General features: G+C 58.5%; 18 protein-coding genes and 1 tRNA gene. 9 read left to right on the top strand and 10 right to left on the bottom strand.

From position 1 onward, the window contains the following. Positions 1-3: 3 nt before the first annotated feature. From gatB to HGP17_RS02795, 5 genes are all read left to right on the top strand, one after another. Positions 4-1,509: an Asp-tRNA(Asn)/Glu-tRNA(Gln) amidotransferase subunit GatB gene (gene gatB, locus HGP17_RS02775; RefSeq protein ID WP_168805734.1), complete on the top strand. Its 1,506-nt coding sequence runs from the start codon at positions 4-6 to the stop codon at positions 1,507-1,509. Between the two features lie 3 nt (positions 1,510-1,512). After that, a complete protein-coding gene (locus tag HGP17_RS02780; protein ID WP_168805736.1) occupies positions 1,513-2,016 on the top strand; it encodes a GNAT family N-acetyltransferase in 504 nt (167 codons plus the stop codon). A gap of 297 nt (positions 2,017-2,313) precedes the next feature. Beyond that, the gene (locus HGP17_RS02785; RefSeq protein ID WP_168805738.1) at positions 2,314-2,781 is read left to right on the top strand and encodes a GNAT family N-acetyltransferase; all 468 of its coding nucleotides are present in this window, start codon (positions 2,314-2,316) and stop codon (positions 2,779-2,781) included. Between the two features lie 106 nt (positions 2,782-2,887). Next, a complete protein-coding gene (locus HGP17_RS02790; protein WP_168805740.1) occupies positions 2,888-3,286 on the top strand; it encodes an NADH:ubiquinone oxidoreductase subunit NDUFA12 in 399 nt (132 codons plus the stop codon). Between the two features lie 102 nt (positions 3,287-3,388). Further along, the gene (locus tag HGP17_RS02795) at positions 3,389-3,835 is read left to right on the top strand and encodes a DUF2155 domain-containing protein (protein ID WP_168805742.1); all 447 of its coding nucleotides are present in this window, start codon (positions 3,389-3,391) and stop codon (positions 3,833-3,835) included. Positions 3,836-3,899: 64 nt separating this feature from the next. Here HGP17_RS02795 and HGP17_RS02800 read toward each other — a convergent pair whose 3' ends face one another. The 7 genes from HGP17_RS02800 to HGP17_RS02830 form a co-directional block, all read right to left on the bottom strand. After that, a complete protein-coding gene (locus HGP17_RS02800; RefSeq protein ID WP_348648881.1) occupies positions 3,900-4,562 on the bottom strand; it encodes a DUF1062 domain-containing protein in 663 nt (220 codons plus the stop codon). 304 nt (positions 4,563-4,866) lie between these two features. Next, positions 4,867-5,748 carry a DUF2167 domain-containing protein gene (locus HGP17_RS02805; RefSeq protein ID WP_168808060.1) on the bottom strand — a complete coding sequence of 294 codons (882 nt, stop codon included), beginning with the start codon at positions 5,746-5,748 and terminating at the stop codon, positions 4,867-4,869. A 149-nt stretch (positions 5,749-5,897) separates the two neighbouring features. Next, positions 5,898-6,521, bottom strand: a complete 624-nt coding sequence (gene aat / locus HGP17_RS02810; RefSeq protein ID WP_168805746.1) for a leucyl/phenylalanyl-tRNA--protein transferase — start codon at positions 6,519-6,521, stop codon at positions 5,898-5,900. Between the two features lie 3 nt (positions 6,522-6,524). Further along, positions 6,525-7,877, bottom strand: a complete 1,353-nt coding sequence (accC, locus tag HGP17_RS02815; protein WP_205925780.1) for an acetyl-CoA carboxylase biotin carboxylase subunit — start codon at positions 7,875-7,877, stop codon at positions 6,525-6,527. A gap of 4 nt (positions 7,878-7,881) precedes the next feature. Beyond that, positions 7,882-8,355, bottom strand: a complete 474-nt coding sequence (gene accB, locus HGP17_RS02820) for an acetyl-CoA carboxylase biotin carboxyl carrier protein (protein ID WP_168805748.1) — start codon at positions 8,353-8,355, stop codon at positions 7,882-7,884. Positions 8,356-8,379: 24 nt separating this feature from the next. Then, the gene (gene aroQ / locus HGP17_RS02825) at positions 8,380-8,817 is read right to left on the bottom strand and encodes a type II 3-dehydroquinate dehydratase (protein WP_168805750.1); all 438 of its coding nucleotides are present in this window, start codon (positions 8,815-8,817) and stop codon (positions 8,380-8,382) included. 184 nt (positions 8,818-9,001) lie between these two features. After that, a complete protein-coding gene (locus HGP17_RS02830) occupies positions 9,002-9,769 on the bottom strand; it encodes a DsbA family protein (RefSeq protein WP_168805752.1) in 768 nt (255 codons plus the stop codon). A 212-nt stretch (positions 9,770-9,981) separates the two neighbouring features. Here HGP17_RS02830 and HGP17_RS02835 point away from each other — a divergent pair, with 212 nt between their 5' ends. Further along, positions 9,982-11,139 carry an aminotransferase class I/II-fold pyridoxal phosphate-dependent enzyme gene (locus HGP17_RS02835; protein WP_168805754.1) on the top strand — a complete coding sequence of 386 codons (1,158 nt, stop codon included), beginning with the start codon at positions 9,982-9,984 and terminating at the stop codon, positions 11,137-11,139. A gap of 362 nt (positions 11,140-11,501) precedes the next feature. Here HGP17_RS02835 and HGP17_RS02840 read toward each other — a convergent pair whose 3' ends face one another. Then, positions 11,502-14,399, bottom strand: a complete 2,898-nt coding sequence (locus tag HGP17_RS02840) for a ribonuclease E/G (RefSeq protein WP_168805756.1) — start codon at positions 14,397-14,399, stop codon at positions 11,502-11,504. Between the two features lie 729 nt (positions 14,400-15,128). Between HGP17_RS02840 and HGP17_RS02845 the strand changes: the two genes are divergently transcribed. The 3 genes from HGP17_RS02845 (at position 15,129) to prfB (ending at position 20,273) form a co-directional block, all read left to right on the top strand. Continuing rightward, positions 15,129-16,295 (top strand): N-acetylmuramoyl-L-alanine amidase, encoded by a 1,167-nt coding sequence (locus HGP17_RS02845; RefSeq protein ID WP_205925843.1) that lies wholly within the window; start codon positions 15,129-15,131, stop codon positions 16,293-16,295. A gap of 260 nt (positions 16,296-16,555) precedes the next feature. Further along, positions 16,556-19,015 (top strand): penicillin-binding protein 1A, encoded by a 2,460-nt coding sequence (locus tag HGP17_RS02850; protein ID WP_168805758.1) that lies wholly within the window; start codon positions 16,556-16,558, stop codon positions 19,013-19,015. A 126-nt stretch (positions 19,016-19,141) separates the two neighbouring features. Next, a protein-coding gene (gene prfB / locus HGP17_RS02855) for a peptide chain release factor 2 (protein ID WP_168805760.1) occupies positions 19,142-20,273 on the top strand; the annotation gives its coding sequence in 2 pieces (ribosomal slippage) (positions 19,142-19,210 and positions 19,212-20,273; 1,131 coding nt in all). A gap of 68 nt (positions 20,274-20,341) precedes the next feature. Here the strand turns inward: prfB and HGP17_RS02860 are convergent. Then, positions 20,342-21,115 carry an NAD kinase gene (locus tag HGP17_RS02860; RefSeq protein WP_168805762.1) on the bottom strand — a complete coding sequence of 258 codons (774 nt, stop codon included), beginning with the start codon at positions 21,113-21,115 and terminating at the stop codon, positions 20,342-20,344. A gap of 167 nt (positions 21,116-21,282) precedes the next feature. Then, positions 21,283-21,358, bottom strand: a tRNA-Thr gene (locus HGP17_RS02865). Between the last annotated feature and the right edge of the window lie 179 nt (positions 21,359-21,537).

Here is a 21,537-nt window from a genome sequence, read left to right on the forward strand (position 1 = left end):
CCAATGACCCTTGTCGACGTCCGTACGCCAGATCCGAAACGCTTCATTCCCGGTGCCACCGGTGATTGGGAAATCGTTATCGGCATGGAAGTCCATGCCCAGGTGTTGAGCAATTCCAAGCTCTTCTCCGGTGCCTCGACCGAGTTCGGCAAGCCGCAGAATTCCAACGTCTCGCTTGTCGATGCCGCCATGCCCGGCATGCTGCCCGTCATCAACGAGGAATGCGTCAAGCAGGCCGTGCGCACCGGTCTCGGCCTCAAGGCGCAGATCAACAACCGCTCGATCTTCGACCGCAAGAACTATTTCTATCCCGACCTGCCGCAGGGCTATCAGATCTCGCAGTTCAAGGATCCGATCGTCGGCGAGGGCAAGATCGTCATATCCCTCGGCCCCGATCGTCAGGGTCAGTTCGAGGATATCGAGATCGGCATCGAGCGCCTGCATCTGGAACAGGACGCTGGCAAGTCGCTGCACGACCAGCATGCCACGATGTCCTATGTCGACCTCAACCGCTCCGGCGTTGCGCTGATGGAAATCGTCTCCAAGCCGGATATCCGCTCGTCGGACGAAGCGAAGGCCTACATGACAAAGCTGCGCTCGATCGTACGCTACCTCGGCACCTGCGACGGCAACATGGACGAAGGCTCGATGCGCGCCGACGTCAACGTTTCCGTCCGTCGCCCGGGCGGCGAATTCGGCACGCGCTGCGAAATCAAGAACGTCAACTCCATCCGCTTCATCGGCCAGGCGATCGAATACGAAGCGCGCCGTCAGATCGGTATTCTGGAAGACGGCGGCAAGATCGACCAGGAAACCCGCTTGTTCGATCCGAACAAGGGCGAAACGCGTTCGCTGCGTACCAAGGAAGATGCGCATGACTACCGCTATTTCCCCGATCCGGATCTGCTGCCGCTCGAGTTCGACGATGCCTTCGTCAAGGAGCTTGCCGCGCATCTGCCGGAACTGCCTGATGACAAGAAGGAGCGTTTCGTTCGCGAACTTGGCCTCTCGATCTACGATGCTTCCGTGCTCGTCTCGGAAAAGGCGATTGCCGATTACTTCGAGGCCGTTGCCGCTGGTCGTGATGGCAAGATGGCTGCAAACTGGGTCATCAACGACTTGCTGGGCGCTCTGAACAAATCGGGCAAAGATATTGAAGAGACTCCGGTTTCGCCCGCTCAGCTCGGCGCGATCATCGATCTCATCAAGGCCGAAACCATCTCCGGCAAGATCGCCAAGGATGTCTTCGAAATCGTGCTTAACGAGGGCGGCGACCCTGCTGAAATCGTTGAAACCCGCGGCATGAAGCAGGTGACCGATACCGGCGCGATCGAAAAGGCTGTCGACGAAATCATCGCCGCCAATCCGGATCAGGTCGCCAAGGTCAAGGCCAAGCCGACGCTTGCCGGCTGGTTCGTTGGCCAGGTGATGAAGTCGACGGGCGGCAAGGCCAACCCGCAGGCCGTTCAGGCGCTGGTCAAGGCCAAGCTCGGCATCGAAGAGGAATAGTCGGTGTTCTTCGTCCGCACCGCCAGCGAGCAGGACCTGGAAAAGGTCCGTGCTCTGCTCGGCGAAACCTGGCATGCAACCTACGACCGGATCTACGGTGTGGAGAAAGTCAACGAGCTGCACGCCTCCTGGCATTCGCCGGCAGCGCTCAAGGCGCGGCTGGCGAACAAGAACTCCGAATTCCTCGTGGCCGATGACGGCAGGACGATCGGCGGCATGGGTTATGCCGCCATGTCCACCGAGATGACGAAAACCGTCATGCTTCATATGCTCTATGTCAGCCCCAGCCATCAGCGAGAGGGTATCGGTCGCGATATCTTCGCCGAACTTGAGACCTGCTTCCCGGACGCTGAAATCATGCGTCTCGACGTCGACCCGCAGAACGAACCGGCGATTGCCTTCTATGCGGCTCATGGTTTCGTCGAGGTTGGCCGCTCTGACAATAGCGGCCAGGGGCAGTCGGGTTTGCCGACGCTGATATTCGAGAAGCCGCTGGCTACGCAGTAGCCGCTTTGAACTGCGTCGCTATGCGGCGTTGACCGGTCACAGACTCTCTCTTCAGTCTAATTTATCGTCTTATGACGCACACCGGATTTGACTGTCAGTTTTAAGAGCGCTTGCATTCTAAACGTTAGATCCGAACTGTGATGTACACATGCTGTAAAACAAATAGCGTCGTTAAAAATATATGGGCTGGTACCGCGGGTGCCAACGCAGAATTGGCGTAATCGATCTTATACGTTTTGCTCGTTTTCATGATTGCCTGTAAGTCCCTCTGCGGGACAAAGACCTAGGTACGAGATATTGCCCTCACAAGAATTGCTTATCCGCGAAGCGAAGGAATCCGATCTTCCTTCCCTGATCGACCTTTTCGCTGCCGACGCCATGGGCGGTCACGGCGATACGAATGATCCTTCCGCCTATCATGATTATCTGCGCGCCTTTCGCGTCATTGAGGCATCGTCCGACCAGACGCTCTATGCGGCTGAACTTGGCGGCGAGGTCGTGGGGACATTTCAAACGATGGCGACGACGTCGCTCACCGGCAAAGGATCGTCCGCGATGATCATCGAGGCCGTTCAGACGCGAGCCGAGATGCGCGGGCAGGGGATCGGGGCTGCGATGATCAATTTTTGCATCGAAGAGGCGAAAAGTCGCGGCATGCGGATGGTGCAGTTGACGTCCAACGCCGTTCGCAAGGATGCGCACCGCTTCTATGAGAGATTAGGGTTCAAGCCCTCGCATCTGGGCTTCAAGATGATATTGAAATGAGCCGGTTTGCCTGCTGGAATCACTGGACAAGCCGGTTCAGTGGCGGCATAAGCAAACTATCGAATTCTGGTATCGCTCGCCCCTCAGCGGGTATCGAGGAAAAGACATGTGGAATCTCATCGTACAGACCTTCACCTGGTGGAACAGCCAAACCATGGGCACGCGCTTTGCGACCTGGCGGTTTGGCAAGCGCGTCGGCGAGGATGAGTTCGGCAACGTCTATTACGAAGGCGGGATGTCTTCCTACGGTCTTCCGAAGCGCTGGGTGATTTACAAGGGTTATGCAGAAGCCTCTGCCATTCCCCCGGGCTGGCACGGCTGGATGCATCACCGCACCGATGTTCCGCCGAGCAAGGATAATTACGTCGACAAGGAATGGCAGAAGCAGCACCGCGCCAACCTGACGGGTTCGCCGCAGGCCTATCGTCCGCCGGGCTCCCTGGCCGTTGCCGGCGAGCGTCCGCGCGTCACGGGCGACTACGACGCCTGGACCCCGGGCAGCTGAGCAAAAGGGCCGGCTCGTCCTTTGGCCACAATTGGCCTTTAGGCGCGACATATGCCGGCTTTAGCTCGGCGCCTTGACCGAGACCAAGCGGAGATGGCGGATATGACGTTTTTCACGCGGAGCGCTTCTTTGCGTGCGATGACGGGAGTGAGCATTGCTCTCTTTGTCGGCATCACGGCAGCCTCCGAAGCGAATGCTGCGCGTATTGCCAATCCCGTTGCCGTTTTCTCCGGTCTCGACAAGATAACCGGCCGCATTACGACCTTTGACGTCTATATCAACGAAACCGTGCAGTTTGGCGCTTTGCAGGTGACGCCGCGCGCCTGTTATTCGCGCGATGACACCGAACAGCAAAAAGTGGATGGTTTCGTCGAGGTCGACGAGATCACGCTCGACCGCCGCATTCGTCGCATCTTTACCGGCTGGATGTTCGCCGACAGCCCGGGCCTCAACGCCGTAGAGCACCCGATCTATGACGTCTGGCTGAAAGAGTGCAAACAGAAGTCCGACGTTCCGCCGCCGGACGCCACTGGCGCCGGCGCGAAGTAATCGATTTCAATCCATAATCAACAGCATATACAGCCCGCAGAAGTCTTGCTCCTGCGGGCATCTTTTATCGTTGTGCCGGGGCAGCGGCGGCGCCGATGGCCTGCCGATCCGCTGCCGCCGCCAGGTCGAGGAGGACGCTCATGCCGTTCCTTGGCCTATGTCGCAGCGTGTCGCTTTGACCCGCACAGATGCTCAATCTGCCTGCGTCATGGAGTTTATCGAGCCGCGAGCGCGAGATCCCCAGTTCCGACGCGAGCAGCCGATCGAGGCGCAGGTTGACCGGGAGCTTCATTGCGATTTCGACATGCAGCACGGTCCAGTCTTCTGGCACGCACAACGCCTCCTTTTCGATGGTGGCATCCGGCGGCTCATCTATGCGTTTGGCCTCTCGTTTCAGGCCGTCGAGGTCGAATTCCCGTTTGCGCACCCAATCTGGATCGCTGTGCTGCAACGCCTCCAGAGTTTGTGGATCGAAATCGTGGATCGTCCGCCGCTCAAATAGCGTCCTGTTCCAGGTTTTATCGCAATCGATGCATTTGTAGACGAGCCAGGCATCGAGCTTTTTGCCATTGGCGTTGAGTCTGATTTTACCGCTCGATCTGAAGGGCTTGAAACGGCTGCAGCCGCTGCAGGCGATCCATGGCTGAGGCGGGATTTTGGGCGTAACGGTCCATCGGACCTGGAGAATATTGCACATACCGTCTTGGTCTTCCGTCTGGAAGTCCACCAAGCAGGCGATGAGACAAGCCCGTCTGGGCGCGGTATGGCGATATTGCGGGACGGCTGAAGAGCTGAGACAGCAGTGGCTGCGCGGGCGCGTTTTGACAATGCCAAACCGGTCTCAGGCCATCACCCGATGGACATGATTGTGTACCGAGCGATTTCTACCGCGCTGATGCACAGGGTGATTTGGATGAGACCGGTATTTACGACGGCAAAGTGGAACCTCTATGCACCAACACTCTTCACATTGAGCGATAGCAGGGTGCAATCAGGATTTGAAGCCGTAAAATTCTGCAGGTCTGGATTGCTCAGGCGTCGTTGTTCTCCTTGCGGCGAAACAGGCCCAATACTTTGCGGCCAGCTGCAACAATGGCGACACCGATGAGGATGAGCCCCTTTTTCAGCGCGAGCAACGCGACGCCGAAACTCTTGAAGAAGCCGAGGACGACTGCCAGAAGTCCGAGCTTTGCGGCTACTTTCACGCCCGCACCGGCTGCAATCATCCCCGCCATGCTGTAGGCGGCAATCTTGTCGCCGTCGGCAAAGTCGGTGTAACGCTTGCCGCTATCATATTGAACGGTATTGATGACGTTGGGGATGGCTGCGTTGATATCCTGCAGCTGGTTCAGGCCCGCGATGAAGTCCAGCTCCGTCACGCCCTCTCGCCCCAGCACGCGGACAGAGTAGTTCAGCGTATGCTCGCCGTTCTGGTCCTTGCCGAAGATCAGGTCGCGCGCCCAGTGAAGGGCATGCGTCGCCTTGTCGTAGTGCGGCGGCTCGGCCCAGCCGACGAGCGTGATCGGCTCGTAACCCTGTTGCTCACGCTCAGGGTTGGCTTCCTTGATCGCATCCTGGATCTGCTTGAGCAGTTCATCGTAATTTGTGGACGCGGCGTCGTCGTCAGAGACGTGGCCGCTGGCATCGTAATCAATCACCGCGCCCCACGATTGCGCGTCCGTCGGCGGATATTTCGATGGGAAGATCATGCCAAGCGTCGTGCCCGCTGCGCTCTCCGGATTGCCCCAAAGCTGCACCAGCACTTTTTGCGTGTCGGCCGGGCTGAGATAATAGAACTGGTCGGAAATATTCAGCGTTGCGTTCGCTGCGGGAAGCTTGATCGACCCTTGCTGAAAATTCAGCTGATTCAATATCGTGCCGGCCGGTCCGGTGGGCGGCTCGGTTCCGAACATATCGTGAAAGGATTTGGCATCGGCCTGCGTTGCGGCTGCCCATACGGCGAGAACAAAGATTGCAAGATATTTTTTCAAGATACTACCCTCGGCTGTTGTGGCGAACCTAGGGCATTCACGACTGTAATCAATGCGCTCGGGCGAAAATTTCAACCGCCGGAGAAGCTCAGATTGGGTGATTCCATCGCCTTTTCGAGCATCTTCACATAGTCATCCTTGGGCACGTCGATCGCGCCGAATGTCTTCAGGTGTTCGGTGGTGAATTGGGTGTCGAGCAGGGTGAAGTTGCGGTGCCGCAATCGCTCGACCAGATGGACAAGGCAGATCTTGGACGCATCCGTTTGGCGGGAGAACATGCTTTCGCCAAAGAACGCCGACCCCAGGGACACGCCGTAAAGGCCGCCGACCAGCTTGTCGCCATCCCAGGCTTCAACCGAATGCGCGTGGCCGATGTGATGCAGTGTCTGGTAGAGCGAGCGGATCGTCTGATTGATCCAGGTGCTGGGCCGCCCATTGGTGTACTCTGCACAAGCGGCAATCACGCCAGCGAAATCGCTGTTGAAACGGATATCGAACGGCTTTTGACGAACCGTTTTCGCCAGGCTCTTGGAGATATGAAAGGCATCCAGCGGCAGCACGCCGCGAATTTCGGGCTCGACCCAGAATATCTCGGGGTCGTCAGCCGATTCCGCCATCGGGAATAGGCCGATGGAATAGGCGCGCAACAAAATCTCCGGGGTAATGCCGGGGTTTCTGCCGCGCGCTCCGGGCATAGGCTAGGCCGATGTGTTCGCCAGGTAGTTTTCCAGCCAGTGGATATCGTAATCGCCATTGGCGATATCCTGATTGGAAACCAGATCCTGGAACAGCGGCAGGGTGGTCTTGATGCCGTCCACCACGAACTCGTCGAGCGCGCGACGCAGACGCATCATGCATTCGACGCGGGTGCGGCCGTGCACGATGAGTTTGCCGATGAGGCTGTCGTAGTAGGGCGGGATGCGGTAGCCCTGATAGGCACCCGAATCGATGCGGACACCGAGACCGCCAGGCGCATGGAAATGCGTAATCGTTCCGGGCGAGGGGACGAAGGTTCGCGCATCCTCGGCGTTGATACGGCATTCGATGGCATGACCATGGAAATGCACTTCGTCCTGCGTCACGGAAAGACCGCCGCCGGAAGCGACGCGGATCTGTTCGTGAACGAGATCGATGCCGGTGATGGCTTCCGTAACCGGGTGCTCCACCTGCAGGCGGGTGTTCATTTCGATGAAATAGAACTCGCCGTTTTCGTAAAGAAACTCGATCGTGCCGGCACCGCGATACTTCAGCTTCTTCATGGCGTCGGCGCAGACCTGGCCGATTTTCATGCGCTGTTCGACGTTGAGGGCCGGAGAATTGGCTTCTTCCCAGACCTTCTGGTGGCGGCGCTGCAGCGAGCAGTCGCGCTCGCCCAGATGCACGGCATTGCCTTCGCCATCGCCGAACACCTGAATTTCGATGTGGCGCGGCTTGCCGAGGTATTTTTCCATGTAGACGGATTCGTTGCCGAAGGCGGCTGCGGCTTCGGTGCGCGCGGTCGTCCATGCCTCGATCAGGTCTGCTTCGGTGCGCGCGACCTTCATGCCGCGCCCGCCGCCGCCGGCCGTTGCCTTGATCAGCACCGGATAGCCGATCTCGCGTGCCGTCTTCAGCGCCTCGGCCTCGGTCTTCACTTCGCCATCGGAACCGGGAACGACCGGGATGCCGAGCTGCTGAGCCGTGGTCTTGGCGGTGATCTTGTCACCCATGATGCGGATGTGATCAGCCGTCGGCCCGATAAAGGTGATGCCATGCGCCTCGAGAATATCGGCGAACTTGGCATTTTCCGAAAGGAAGCCATAGCCGGGATGCACGGCGTCGGCGCCGGTGATCTCACAGGCGGCAACGATCTGGTGGATGTTGAGATAGCTGTCACGCGACGGCGGCGGACCGATGCAGACGCTTTCATCCGCCAGGCGCACATGCATCGCGTCGCCGTCGGCGGTCGAATGCACCGCCACAGTCGCAATGCCGAGCTCCTTGCAGGCGCGCAGCACACGAAGGGCGATCTCTCCGCGATTGGCTATGAGAATCTTCGAAATGATGGGCATGGGCTTACTCGATGACGACCAGGGGTTCGCCGTATTCGACCGGACGGCCGTCCTGAACGACGATTTCGGTGACCGTGCCGGATTTCGGCGCAGGGATCTGGTTCATCGTCTTCATGGCTTCGATGATCAGCAGCGTCTGACCTTCCTTGACGGTTGCGCCGACCTGAATGAAGGCAGCCGAACCCGGAGCCGGTGCCAGATAGGCGGTACCAACCATCGGGGCGCTGACGACGTTATCCGGATTGCGCGTCTTGCCTGCGGGGGCGGCCGCAGCGACCGGCGCGGCAGCCACAGGTGCAGCGGCAAAGGCTGCCGGAGCCGCGATCGGCGCCTGGACATATTGCATGTTGCCAGCGCGCGATACGCGAATACGCAGATCTTCCTGCTCGACTTCGATCTCCGTCAGATCCGTGTCGTTGAGAATGTTGGCGAGGTCGCGAATGAGCGCCTGGTCGATACCCGATTTCTTTTCAGCCATTGGATTTCTTGCCCTGTATTTTTGTTATTGGGTTATGGATTTAAGCGCATGAAGCGCCAGGATGTAGCTATAAGGTCCGAAACCGCAGATCATGCCCTTTGCTGCGGGCGCAATCATCGATTTATGCCGGAATTCTTCGCGTGCGTGGATATTGGAGATGTGAACCTCCACCACGGGAACCGAAATGGAGCGGATTGCATCGTGCAGCGCGATCGACGTGTGGCCATATGCACCGGGATTGATCGCAATGCCTGCGGCCGTGTCGCCAGCTTCATGCATCCAATCCACCAGCACGCCTTCATGGTTGCTCTGCCGGAAATCGACGACGAAGCCCAGGCTTTCGCCGACGGACTTGCAGTCTGCTTCGATATCCTTGAGCGTCTTGCCGCCATAGATGCCCGGCTCGCGCTTGCCGAGAGCATTCAAATTGGGTCCGTTGAGGACAAAAATAGTTTGCGCCATCAGTGGTTCCGTCAAAGTGCAGCGCAACCTATAGACTCCCGAGGCCTCATAGGAAAGCCCCGGAGCGTAGGTTGCGTGTCTCTAGATGTGGAAACGGCTCGATTTTGGCAATTTTGAGCCCCGTCTAAATCGGCGAGGCTCGTGTCATGTGTCAAACTAGGTGTGAGACACCAGCGTATGGATGTCAGCAGCTCGTCTTTCCGCAACTGCGGACGTTGGCAATCTTCTCTTGAATGGCGTCCAGTCCGATTGCACCGGAAATTGTTTCGTTGCCAATGACATAGGCAGGGGTGCCCGTCACGTTGAGGTCGGACGCAAGCTGGTAGGTTGCCTTGATCATGTCGGTGTTCGGGGCCTTTGCCATTTCAGCGCGGATGGCCGCTTCCGAAACACCAAGCGACGTGGCGACATCCATTGCGGTATCTTCCGAGGCTCTGCCATCGCTACCCAGCAGCTTGTGATGGAACTCGGCGTATTTTTCGGGCGCCAGCAAGCGGAAGGCGCTGGAAACACGCGAGGCGGCAACCGAGTCCGCACCGAGGATCGGGAATTCCTTCAGCACGAACCGAACATCCTTGTCCTGCTTCAGCAAGGTGTCCATGTCGCCGAGCGCATGGCGGCAATAGGTGCAGTTATAGTCGAAGAACTCGACGACGGTGATCTTGCCCTGTGGGTTGCCGATCGCGACGTCATCCTTGGAATTGAAGATGGCGTCCTTGTTCTGCGCGATCACCTGGGCAGACTGGGTGAGGCGGGCCTCATCCTGCTTCTTTTCAAGGGCGGCCTGCGCATCCAGCAACACTTCCGGATGTTCGACGAGGTATTCCTTGATGAATTCTCCTATTTCCTTCTTCTGCTGATCGTCCAGCGCGGCGGCGGGCTGGATAAGGGCGAAGGACGCTGTGAGGGCGATCGCCGAAACCGTCAGCAGGCTTTTGAAAGAAAAGGTCATTGGATCCTCGTTTGGAGTTATGCGGAGACTGCAGTCTTTGGATGCGGCATAGCACCCTCGGGTTAACATCCGCAAATATGTTCGGCAATTTACGGTGCTTCCCTATTTCCAGAAACAGGAATTTTCACGACAAAGCGGCAATCGCAGGATTGTGAACGGCCTGATATTGCGGCAAATGTCGCACCACGATCCGATCTGAGAGAGAATTGATCTTGTTTTCCCTATCCAAGCGCAGCGATGTCGAGCCCTTCCACGCCATGGATGTCCTGGCGGAGGCGACACGGCGCCGCCAGGCCGGGCATCCCGTCATTTCGATGGCGGTGGGGCAGCCCTCCCATCCTGCTCCACAGGCGGCTCTTGAGGCCTCGCGTGCAGCACTTGGCCATGGACGGATCGGATATACGGATTCGCTCGGAACGCTCGCATTGCGCCAGGCGTTGTCCCGTCACTACGAGGCACGTCACGGGTTGTCGATCGATCCAAAACGAATCGCTATCACGACAGGCTCGTCGGCTGGCTTCAATCTGGCTTTCCTGACCCTGTTCGATGCCGGTGACGCCGTTGCCATCGCCCGGCCGGGATATCCCGCCTACCGCAATATCCTGGCAGCGCTCGGGCTTGATGTCGTCGAAGTACCGGTGACCGAGGAAACGCAGTTCACGCTGACGCCGGAAAGTCTCGAGGCGGCGCAGATTGCCAGCGGAAAGCGGCTGAAAGGCGTGCTGCTTGCGAGCCCCGCCAATCCGACTGGAACCGTGACGGGCAGGGCGGCGCTGAAAGCGCTCGCGGATTACTGTGCCGAACGTTCCATCGCCTTCATTTCGGACGAGATCTATCACGGCCTCACCTTTGTCGGTGAGGAAACAAGTGCCCTCGAATTGACCGACGAAGCGATCGTCATCAACTCGTTCTCGAAATACTACTGCATGACGGGTTGGCGCATCGGCTGGATGGTGCTGCCAGAACGGCTGGTACGCCCGATTGAGCGTGTCGCGCAGAGCCTCTATATCTCTGCGCCGGAGCTGTCGCAGATCGCCGCCGAAGCGGCCCTCGGCGCCAGCGCCGAACTCGATGTCTATCGCGAGAGCTATGGTCGCAACCGCGACTTTCTCATGCGACGCCTGCCCGAGATCGGCTTGCGTATAGCCTCGCCAATGGACGGTGCTTTCTACGCCTATGTCGATGTCAGCCGTTTCACCAATGACAGCATGGACTTCGCGCGCAAGATGCTGGCGGAAATCAATGTGGCCGCCACACCCGGCCTCGATTTCGACCCCGTAGAAGGGCACCGTGCCATGCGCTTCTCCTATGCCGGCTCGAATGCCGAGATCGAAGAGGCGATCGAACGCGTGGCTGCCTGGCTGAAATAGAATCCCCAATCAACGGGTTACGCTCCCTTGCGGAAGTGATTTCGCAGGCGCAGCGCCCGATCTTTGCATTCCTGAACTGCGACGCGTACCCGCATGTTTGCGAAGGGGTCAACGCGCAACGCCTAAAACATGTCGCGTAAAACTGTGCAGCGATTTCACTATGACGACATCCGCAAGATCAAGAATCTCAAGTGCGAGACGCGGATATTAAGATCGCTGCGTGCTCTGGCATCCGCAGCGGACTAAAACCTTTGCCCGGATCAGGTGCTACTTCCTCAGAGTTGGCCTCAATATCAGCAAACGAAAAATCCGGCCGCGTCGCCACAGCCGGATTTTGATTTATCTATCTGTATTTACAGCTCTCAGAAGAAGCCGCGGCGCTGCCACCAGCCAGCCTTCTTTGGCTTGGCCGGGTCACCGTCACCATCGCCGCCTTCGTTGGCACGGTTCGACGTGACCACCGGCGCAGAGGAAGCGACATTCGATTCGCGATTGGCACGCGCCGGCTTGGCTGCTTCATCTGCAACATCGGTTGGAGCCGGTGCGCTCGTCTCGTCGAGAGCTTGCGCGATTTCCGCGACAGTCTCTACTTCGGGATCAGCAACCGTTACGGCAACAGCCTCTTCAACAACCGGCGTTTCCACCGGCGACGGTTCGGCAGCCTTTGCCTTGCGGCGACCGCGACCCTTTGCGGGCTTTACATCTTCCGTGACCGAAGCTGCAGTCTCGACTGCTGCCATGGCAGGCTGATCCTCGACCACAGCTTCGCTTTCGGAAACGACGGTTTCGGCTACAGCAACGGTCGCGTCGACTTCGCCGCCAGCATCGGCCGCAACAGCCTCTTCGGAGCCGGCATCGTCTTCGCCGTTTACATCCTGCTCGCTGCCTTCATTCTCGCGATTGCGGCGACCGCCGCGCTTGCCGCGACGACGACGCTTGCGCTTCTGCTGGGCATCATCGCTGTCGGCAGAAGAGGCGGCATCGGTGCCGGCGTCGTCTTCATCCTCATCGCCTTCTTCACCGTCTTCGGCTGCATCGGCCAAGGAGGCATCATCGGACGCAGCGCCCGGCTGCGCATCGTTGCCGCGGCCACGACGACGACGACGACGCTTGCGCTTGCGATTGCCGTCACTGTTTTCGGAGCGAGCGGCCGGCTGCTGCTCGGTGCTTGCAGCCTTTTCTTCCAGCTCTTCGTCTTCTTCCTCATCGGCCTCGATGACGATGTCGTCGTCTTCGTCTTCTGGGATGGCGGCGAAATTGAACAGGCTTTCGATCTTCACCGGGTTTGCGACCGGCTCACCGCGATCGATCGCGAAGTGCTGGGTGCCTACCGAATTGTCAGCACCGATGATGATGGCAACGCCGAAGCGTGCTTCGTAATCGACGATTGTCTGGCGCTTATGATTGAGCAGATAAAGCGCGATATCCGGGGTCGTGCGCACGGTAATGTCGTGCGTGGTGTTCTTGAGCAGGTATTCCTCGATGCCGCGCAGGACATGCAGGGCAACGGAGGACTGCGAGCGAACGTGACCGGTGCCGCCGCAATGCGAGCAAATCTGCGTCGTGCTTTCGAGAACCGAAGCGCGGATACGCTGGCGCGACATTTCCAGAAGACCGAAATGCGAGATACGGCCGACCTGGATGCGGGCACGGTCGTTCTTCAGGCATTCCTTCAGCTTCTTCTCGACGGCGCGGTTGTTGCGCTTCTCTTCCATGTCGATGAAGTCGATGACGATCAGGCCGGCAAGGTCGCGCAGACGGAGCTGACGCGCGACTTCATCCGCAGCCTCAAGGTTCGTCTGAAGCGCCGTATCCTCGATGGAATGTTCGCGGGTCGACCGGCCGGAGTTGACGTCGATCGAAACCAGCGCTTCCGTCTGGTTCATGATCAGGTAACCGCCCGACTTCAGCGTCACCTGCGGCTGCAGCATGCGGTCAAGCTGCGCCTCGATGCCGGAGCGCGAGAAGATCGGGTGAATGTCGCGATAGGGCTGAACCACCTTGGCGTGGCTCGGCATCAGCATCTTCATGAAGTCTTTCGCTTCACGATAGCCTTCCTCGCCGGAAACGATGACTTCGCCGATATCCTTGTTGTAGAGGTCGCGGATCGAGCGCTTGATCAGGCTGCCTTCTTCGTAGACGAGGCACGGCGCGGTCGAAGCCAGCGTCAGCGTGCGGACGTTTTCCCAAAGGCGCATCAGATATTCGAAATCGCGCTTGACCTCGACCTTGGTGCGGTTGGCACCGGCGGTACGCAGGATGACGCCCATGCCCTGCGGCACTTCGAGCATCTTGGCGATTTCCTTCAGGCGCTTGCGGTCCTGCGGATTGGTGATCTTGCGGGAAATGCCGCCGCCGCGTGCCGTGTTCGGCATCAGAACCGAGTAGCGGCCTGCGAGCGAGAGATAGGTGGTGAGCGCCGCGCCCTTGTTGCCGCGTTCTTCCTTGGCCACCTGCACCAGCAGGATCTGCCGACGCTTGATGACTTCCTGAATGCGGTACTGCTTGCGCGGCTTGCGCTGGGCGCGATCGGGAACTTCTTCCATCGCGTCTTCGGCGCCGACGGATTCGATCACTTCCTCTTCATGGTCGTGATCGTCATCATCGTCGTCATCGTGGCGGCGCTTGGAAAGATCGACATCTTCCGAAATCGAATCGGTTTCGACCATTGCGGCCATTTCGCCAGACGAACCGTCTTCGTCGTCGCTCGGAGCGTCAACGGCCGCCTCTGCAGCAGGGGCTTCTTCGGCTGCTGCGGCAGGCTTCTTGCGGCTACGGCGCGGCTTGGCCTTCTTTGCCGGAGCTGCTTCCTCGGTGGGAGCAACAGCTTCGGGCGCCGGCGCTTCTTCAACGGCCTCGGCGGGCGCGGCAGCTTCGGTGCTTTCCTTCGCAATGATGCCGATGTCGGGCTGTTCCTGCTGAGAAAGATCGAGTGCGGTTTCCACATGCTCGACGTCGTCATCGCGGCGATGTTCTTCGGCTTCCGCCTTCAGAAGCGCCTGACGATCGGCCAGCGGGATCTGGTAATAATCGGGATGGATTTCGGCAAAAGCCAGGAAGCCGTGTCGGTTGCCGCCGTAATCAACGAAAGCAGCCTGAAGCGAGGGCTCGACCCGCGTTACTTTTGCCAGGTAGATGTTGCCGCGTATCTGCTTCTTGTGCTGGGACTCGAAGTCAAATTCTTCTATGCGGTTCCCGCGAACGACAACGACGCGCGTCTCTTCCTCGTGAGACGCATCGATAAGCATTTTGTCTGCCATGAAAGCTGTGCTCCTCGGCGCCGGCAAGCGGAAGGGGGCCTGCCTGTCACTCGGACAAGCTGGATGTGCTCCGCCGTTGCTGCACCGGATAATGAAAGTCGCGATGGGTTATTCGGAGATGACAGCATCCAGACTGCGGCCGGGGCATTGCTTCCCTGGGGTCTGTTGACTTTGTAAAAAAGCTGCTGCGGTAACATCCGTAACCAAGCGAGATCGACTATGCCTAAGACCCAAACGGGCCCGATGAATGTGCTCTCTAAAGAGCGATTGGTGGCTCTCCACCGATGAACTTCCCGTTGAAAACCGGAAGTTCAGATATCCACTGTTTGGAGCAGAAGCACTGCAGACGTCGGATGAATGCCGCTTATTGGCGCCTGGTACTCGAAGGCGGCTGCCTTTGCGACGACTCTATCCCGTCAACACTTCTACCCTAATATGCGTTGTATGTTTTATCTGTCACAATAGCAAGGGAAAAGCCAAGTATGCCATAATATTGATGGATTCGTCGGATGATGAGAACGAAGGAGGGGAGGGTTCGATTCGCCTCCCGGCGCATCATCGGATGCAGTCATCACGTCAGACCTGGCGCCCTTTTATCGGGGCTTCAAAAACAACGCGAGAACCAATATGGGGCGCGTTGGACAGTTGATAAAGGGATTGCGGCATGTGGCGGACATTGGTGTGAAGGCTTTGCGATTTGCGACAGCGGCCTTCGCTCTGGCAGTGCTCATGGTATTGGGCCCATTCGGAGCCGCGATGGCGGTGGCGGACCCCTTGCTTGCCTATGGTGCGCGCATAGCAGGTGACGATGCTCGCACCCGCATTGTCGTGGACATGGATCGCGAGCCGACATTCACCGTGCACTATCTCAATAATCCAGTTCGCGTGGTGGTCGATCTGCCCGCAACGGCATTCGGCTTTCCGGCGTCGGATCTGAAGCCGACCGGTCTCTTCAAGGATATCCGCTTCGGCACGATGGATGCCGACAGCGCGCGTATCGTGCTGACGGCCAAAAAGCCGGTGAAGCTGGTCATGGCCAAGACGCAGGCCGATGAAAACGGCAAGGGCTATCGTCTTGTGCTCGATGCGGAGATGCTGCCCGCAGAACAGTTCGCTGACCTTGTAAAACAGCAGAACTGGACAAGCGACGACACGGCAAAGGATGTCGGCGCGGTCGAACCGACGCAGAAGGCCGATCCAAACACGTTTCTCGTGGCTGTGGATGCCGGTCATGGCGGCATCGATGCCGGCGCTACCGGCACGGATGGCGTGACCCAGGAAAAGGATATCACGCTCGCCTTCGCCAGGATGTTTGCCGACAAGCTGAACGCCCAGCCCGGGATCAAGGCGTTTCTGACGCGTGATAAGGATCAATATCTGTCTTTGTCCGAACGCGTGACGATCGCTCGGCAGAATCGCGCTTCACTCTTCATCTCGATCCATGCCGACACGCTGAAGCAGAAGGATATTCGTGGCGCCACGGTCTATACGATCTCGGACAAGGCGTCGGACCGGCTCGCCAGCGAAGTGGCTGATCGCGAAAACAACTCCGATCAGATCGCCGGTACTGAAACCAAGGCACAGCCGGCCGCTGTCACCGATATTCTGATGGATCTGACCCGTCGCGAGACGCAGGCATTTTCCATCTCGCTGGCGCAGGACGTGCTAACGTCGTTCAACGGTCAGATCTCGATGATCAACAATCCGCATCGCCATGCCGGTTTTCAGGTGTTGACTGCGCCGGATGTGCCTTCAATCCTGCTGGAGCTTGGTTTTCTGTCCAATAAGGATGACGAAAAGCTTCTGCTTGATGAAACTTGGCGGCAAAAGGTTGCCGACCGGCTGACGGAAGCCGTCAAGCAATATCGCGTTTCGATCATAGCAAACGGCGGCTGAGGCGGCCTTTCGCAAGGCGTGAGCCGTGGCTTCCATGTAACAGCGGCAGATTTTAGAATTGGATGAAGCTGGGAATAGATGAGGCAAGCCCTATTTTGCTCACATTCCCGCCTTTACAGCAGAGTACCATTCGCTCGCGGACGGCACACGGCTTTGTCTCGTTGCCGTCTTGCATTAACACCGTGAGCGTGCAAAACGCCCGTGACTATGCGATCATCTCGCACACGCGCCGCATGAAGAACAAGCACCGGTAGTATCATATGATCAGACTGATTGGATATTTCTTTGGGCTAGGCTGCCTCCTGTTCCTGGGCGCGGCTGCTGCTGCGGCAATCTACCTGAGCATCGTTTCCAAAGAACTTCCCGATTACGAAGTGCTTGCGAAATACGCGCCTCCGGTGACGACGCGCATTCACGCCGGCAACGGCGCGCTGATGAAGGAATACTCGCGGGAAAACCGCCTCTTCGTGCCGATCCAGGCTATTCCCGACCGCGTCAAGGCGGCGTTCCTGTCCGCCGAAGACAAGAATTTCTATAATCACCCCGGCGTCGACGTCGGTGGCCTGATCCGCGCTGTCGCGGTCAACCTGCAGAACATTGGCTCGGGCCGCCGCTTCGTCGGTGCGTCGACCATCACGCAGCAGGTCGCCAAGAACTTCCTGCTGTCGGCCGACCAGACATTCGACCGCAAGATCAAGGAAGCGATTCTGTCCTTCCGCATCGAGCAGGCCTACAGCAAGGACAAGATTCTCGAGCTTTATCTCAACGAGATCTATTTCGGCCTAAACTCCTACGGTATCGCCGGCGCGTCGCTCACCTATTTCGGCAAGTCGGTCAACGAGTTGAGCATTGCCGAATCGGCCTATCTAGCATCGCTTCCGAAAGGCCCAGCCAACTACAATCCGTTCCGCCGTCCCGAAGCAGCCCTGACCCGCCGCAACTGGGTCATCGATCGCATGGTCGAGAACGGCTATGTCAGCCAGAGCGATGGCGAGGAAGCCAAGAAGCAGCCATTGGGCGTCGTGCCGCCGAGAAGCGGTCCGTCGCTCTTCGCATCCGATTACTTCGCCGAGGAAGTTCGTCGCCAGCTTATCGATCAGTACGGCGAAAAGACCCTTTACGAAGGCGGCTTGTCAGTTCGCACGTCCCTTGATCCGCAGATGCAGCTGGAGGCGCGCAAGGCCCTGCAGGATGGCCTCGTCGATTATGACGAGCGCCGTGGCTATCGCGGTCCGATCAAGCAGATTGCCACCTCGCAGGATTGGGGCGCCGAACTCTCCAAGGTTCCGAGCCTGAGCGACGTTCCCGAGTGGCAGGTCGCCGTCGTGCTGTCCGTATCGGATCAGGCTGTGGATATCGGTTTGCAGCCGAGCGTTGACGCTGGCGGCAAGGTCTCTACCGAACGCAAGCGCGGCACCATTGCCGCCGCCGACATGCGCTGGGCATTCCGCTCGGCTGCCGGCAAGTCGGTGAAATCGCCAAGCGGCGTTCTGAACCCCGGCGACGTGATTTACGCACAGAAGACCGGCTCTGCCGATTCGAGCAGCTATCGCTTGCGCCAGCCACCGAAGGTCCAGGGTGGTCTGGTCGTGATGGATCCGCATACCGGCCGCGTGCTCGCCATGGTCGGCGGCTTCTCCTATGCGCAGTCGGAATTCAATCGCGCGACGCAGGCAAAGCGTCAGCCCGGCTCGTCGTTCAAGCCTTTCGTTTACGCGGCGGCCATGGACAACGGCTACACGCCAGCCTCTGTCATTCTTGATGATCCGCTGCAGATCACGCTCAGCAATGGCGATGTCTGGAAGCCGACGAACTACGAAGGCGAGGGCGGTGGCGTTCACACGTTGCGCTTCGCCATCGAACATTCGCGAAACCTGATGACGGTTCGCCTCGCAGCCGACATGGGCATGCCGCTCGTTGCCGAATATGCGGAGCGTTTCGGCATTTACGATCACATGAACCCGGTTCTTGCCATGTCGCTTGGCGCCGGCGAAACGACCGTGCTGCGCATGGTCTCGGCCTATTCGGTCATTGCCAATGGCGGCAAGCAGATCAAGCCGACGCTGATCGACCGCATTCAGGATCGCTACGGCAAGACCATTTTCAAGCATGAAGAGCGCGTTTGCGACAGCTGCAATGTCAGCGCATGGCAGAACCAGGATGAGCCTGTTATCGCCGATAATCGTGAGCAAGTTCTCGATCCGATGACGGCCTATCAGGTGACGTCGATGATGCAGGGTGTCGTGATCCGCGGTACGGCTGCCGGCAAGATCAAGCTCAACACCGATGTGGCCGGCAAGACCGGGACCACCAATGATGAAAAGGATTCCTGGTTCGTCGGATTTACGCCGAGCCTCGTTGCCGGCCTTTATATCGGGTACGACACGCCTGCTACTCTCGGCAGAGGCGGTACGGGCGGTGCTCTCGCCGCGCCGATCTTCAACGAGTTCATGCAGGCCGCCACCAAGGATGAGCCACCGGAAAAATTCCAGGTCCCGGCTGGTATGACGATGGTATCGGTCAATCGCGCGACCGGCATGGCGGCGCAACCGGGCGATCCGGGCGCGATCATGGAAGCCTTCAAGCCCGGCACCGGCCCGGCGACGAGCCTGCAGGTCATCGGTGGCGGCGAAGCGGCGCAAGTTGCACCAGAGGAAATCCTCAGAACATCGCCCCAGGCGAACCAGGCCGTTACCTCCGGATCCGGCGGTCTTTTCTGATCCGACCCTATTTGGCCGATCGACATGCCGCGGGGCTTTACACCAGCGGCATGTATATCTATGTCACCAGCACTCTTTGAATTGGATGACCGCCCGTCTTGAGCGGTGAATTGAAGAAGTAGGATTATGCGAGCCGAAATCGAGAAAATAGTCGATGAAACCAAGCAGGCTATCACCCTGCTGAGGAGGCATCTTTGACTGGGATCAGGCGGTAAGACGACTGGACTGGTTGAATAACAAGTCAGAGGATCCGACCCTCTGGAATGATGCTTCCGAAGCGCAGAAGCTGATGCGCGAACGCCAGCAGCTTGATGATGGCATCAACGGCGTGCGTGCGCTGGAGCAGCAGCTTGCCGACAATGTCGAGCTGATCGAGCTTGGCGAGGAAGAGGGCGACGCCGATGTCGTTCGTGAAGCCGAAGAGTCCCTCAAGGGTCTGAAGGCGGAAGCGGCACGCAGGCAGGTGGAAGCCATGCTTTCGGGCGAGGCCGATTCGAACGATACTTACGTGGAAGTCCATTCGGGCGCCGGCGGCACGGAAAGCCAGGACTGGGCGAACATGCTGCTGCGCATGTACACCCGCTGGGCCGAACGCCAGCGCTTCAAGGTAGAGTTGCTCGAAGTTCACGACGGTGAAGAAGCCGGCATCAAATCGGCAACGCTTCTCGTCAAGGGACACAATGCATACGGCTGGATGAAGACCGAATCGGGTGTCCATCGCCTGGTGCGTATCTCGCCTTATGACAGCAACGCGCGCCGGCACACGTCCTTCTCGTCGATCTGGGTCTATCCGGTCGTCGACGATTCGATCCAGATCGATATCAACGAAAGCGATTGCCGCATCGATACCTATCGTTCGTCCGGCGCCGGTGGTCAGCATGTCAACACCACCGACTCGGCCGTGCGTATCACGCATATTCCGACCGGTATCGTGGTGCAGTGCCAGCAGGAACGATCGCAGCACAAGAACCGCGCCAAGGCCTGGGATATGTTGCGCGCCCGCATGTACGAGGCGGAACTGAAGAAGCGTGAAGAGGCTGCGAACGCCGAAGCTGCTTCCAAGACGGATATCGGCTGGGGTCACCAGATTCGCTCCTACGTTCTGCAGCCTTACCAGCTGGTCAAGGATCTGCGCACGGGCGTCGCCAGCACTGCTCCAAGCGACGTACTCGATGGCGATCTCAACGAGTTCATGGAAGCCGCACTTGCGCACCGCATCAGCGGCGCGGCCGATGCCGTGGTCGACGACGTTGATTGATCGCGATTATATCGGAACAAAAAAAGCCCCGGAAACGGGGCTTTTTTCATTTCATGGCAAGGCTGTCATCAATCGGAAAACTGTTCGGCGAGAATCCGCTCCGACCATGAGCGATCGGGATCGGACAGGATACGCGCGGTCGTATCCTCAGTCTGGGCAATCCGCACGCTAAGAACCGACTTTACCTCGGCATTGTCGGCAACGGCGTTCACAGGCCGCTTACCTGGCTCCAGCACGGTGATATCGATCGATACCTTGTTGGGCAGAAGCGCGCCGCGCCAGCGGCGGGGCCGGAAGGCGCTGACCGGGGTCATCGCAAGCAACGGCGCTTCAAGCGGCAGAATCGGGCCATGCGCGGAGAGATTATAGGCGGTAGAGCCGGCCGGCGTCGTCACCATCAGGCCGTCGCAGATCAATTCGGGCAGCCGCACATGGCCATCGATTTCGACCTTAAGCTTTGCCGCCTGGTAGGATTGGCGAAACAGCGAGACCTCGTTGATAGCCAGCGCCACGGAGGAGCTGCCGTCCTCATTCCGCGTGCTCATCTGCAGGGGATGAAAGGCATTCTCGACCGCCGCCTCGATGCGTTCCGCCAGGCAATCCGTGCGGTAGTCGTTCATCAGAAAGCCGATCGAGCCACGGTTCATACCGTAGACGCGCTTACCGGAATTCATCGTCTTATGCAGCGTCTGCAACATGAAGCCGTCACCGCCAAGCGCAACGACGACATCGGCCTCCTGCTGCGGCGTCTGGCCGTAGAGGCGAATCAGTTCTTCCTGGGCTGCCTCGGCCTCCGGAGCAGGCGAGGCGAGAAAACAAACGGACTGAAAACTACGCGACATGCAATGTCCTTTTAATGCTCGTACTAGGTAATGATATTCCCCCTATGCGACAAGACGTTTTGCAAAGACTTGTAAATCAGCGCATGGCAAGCAACGTGTCGCAACACTGTGGTCAAAATCTCAAATTTTAAAACTTTGGGAAAAACGAAGGGACACGAGTGTCATGATGGTGCCCCCGGCAGGGTTCGAACCCGCGACCCCCTGATTACAAATCAGGTGCTCTACCAACTGAGCTACAAGGGCACATCGGCATGCCAAGTACCAGATTTTGATTTCCTGTAAAGAGAAAATCGCAGGCTTTCCTCACTATCATTCGCACTTACGATAGAAGCGCTGTCATGGAGCAAGTTTGAAAGTTATGGATTTTTTCGGGAAGTCGCGGTCTTGGTTGCAGGAGCTATGGAAAACCGATTGCGACAGAC

It is taken from the genome of Rhizobium sp. P38BS-XIX (assembly GCF_012641435.1).
Taxonomy (GTDB): domain Bacteria; phylum Pseudomonadota; class Alphaproteobacteria; order Rhizobiales; family Rhizobiaceae; genus Rhizobium.

Excerpts from the sequence above, each read along its gene's own strand:
- gatB (WP_168805734.1), top strand. The coding sequence starts at position 4 with ATGACCCTTGTCGACGTCCGTACGCCAGATCCGAAACGCTTCATTCCC.
- HGP17_RS02790 (WP_168805740.1), top strand. The coding sequence starts at position 2,888 with ATGTGGAATCTCATCGTACAGACCTTCACCTGGTGGAACAGCCAAACC.
- HGP17_RS02795 (WP_168805742.1), top strand. The coding sequence starts at position 3,389 with ATGACGTTTTTCACGCGGAGCGCTTCTTTGCGTGCGATGACGGGAGTG.
- HGP17_RS02805 (WP_168808060.1), bottom strand. The coding sequence starts at position 5,748 with ATGTTCGGAACCGAGCCGCCCACCGGACCGGCCGGCACGATATTGAAT.
- aat (WP_168805746.1), bottom strand. The coding sequence starts at position 6,521 with ATGCCCGGAGCGCGCGGCAGAAACCCCGGCATTACCCCGGAGATTTTG.
- accC (WP_205925780.1), bottom strand. The coding sequence starts at position 7,877 with ATGCCCATCATTTCGAAGATTCTCATAGCCAATCGCGGAGAGATCGCC.
- accB (WP_168805748.1), bottom strand. The coding sequence starts at position 8,355 with ATGGCTGAAAAGAAATCGGGTATCGACCAGGCGCTCATTCGCGACCTC.
- aroQ (WP_168805750.1), bottom strand. The coding sequence starts at position 8,817 with ATGGCGCAAACTATTTTTGTCCTCAACGGACCCAATTTGAATGCTCTC.
- HGP17_RS02830 (WP_168805752.1), bottom strand. The coding sequence starts at position 9,769 with ATGACCTTTTCTTTCAAAAGCCTGCTGACGGTTTCGGCGATCGCCCTC.
- HGP17_RS02840 (WP_168805756.1), bottom strand. The coding sequence starts at position 14,399 with ATGGCAGACAAAATGCTTATCGATGCGTCTCACGAGGAAGAGACGCGC.
- HGP17_RS02845 (WP_205925843.1), top strand. The coding sequence starts at position 15,129 with ATGGTATTGGGCCCATTCGGAGCCGCGATGGCGGTGGCGGACCCCTTG.
- HGP17_RS02850 (WP_168805758.1), top strand. The coding sequence starts at position 16,556 with ATGATCAGACTGATTGGATATTTCTTTGGGCTAGGCTGCCTCCTGTTC.
- HGP17_RS02860 (WP_168805762.1), bottom strand. The coding sequence starts at position 21,115 with ATGTCGCGTAGTTTTCAGTCCGTTTGTTTTCTCGCCTCGCCTGCTCCG.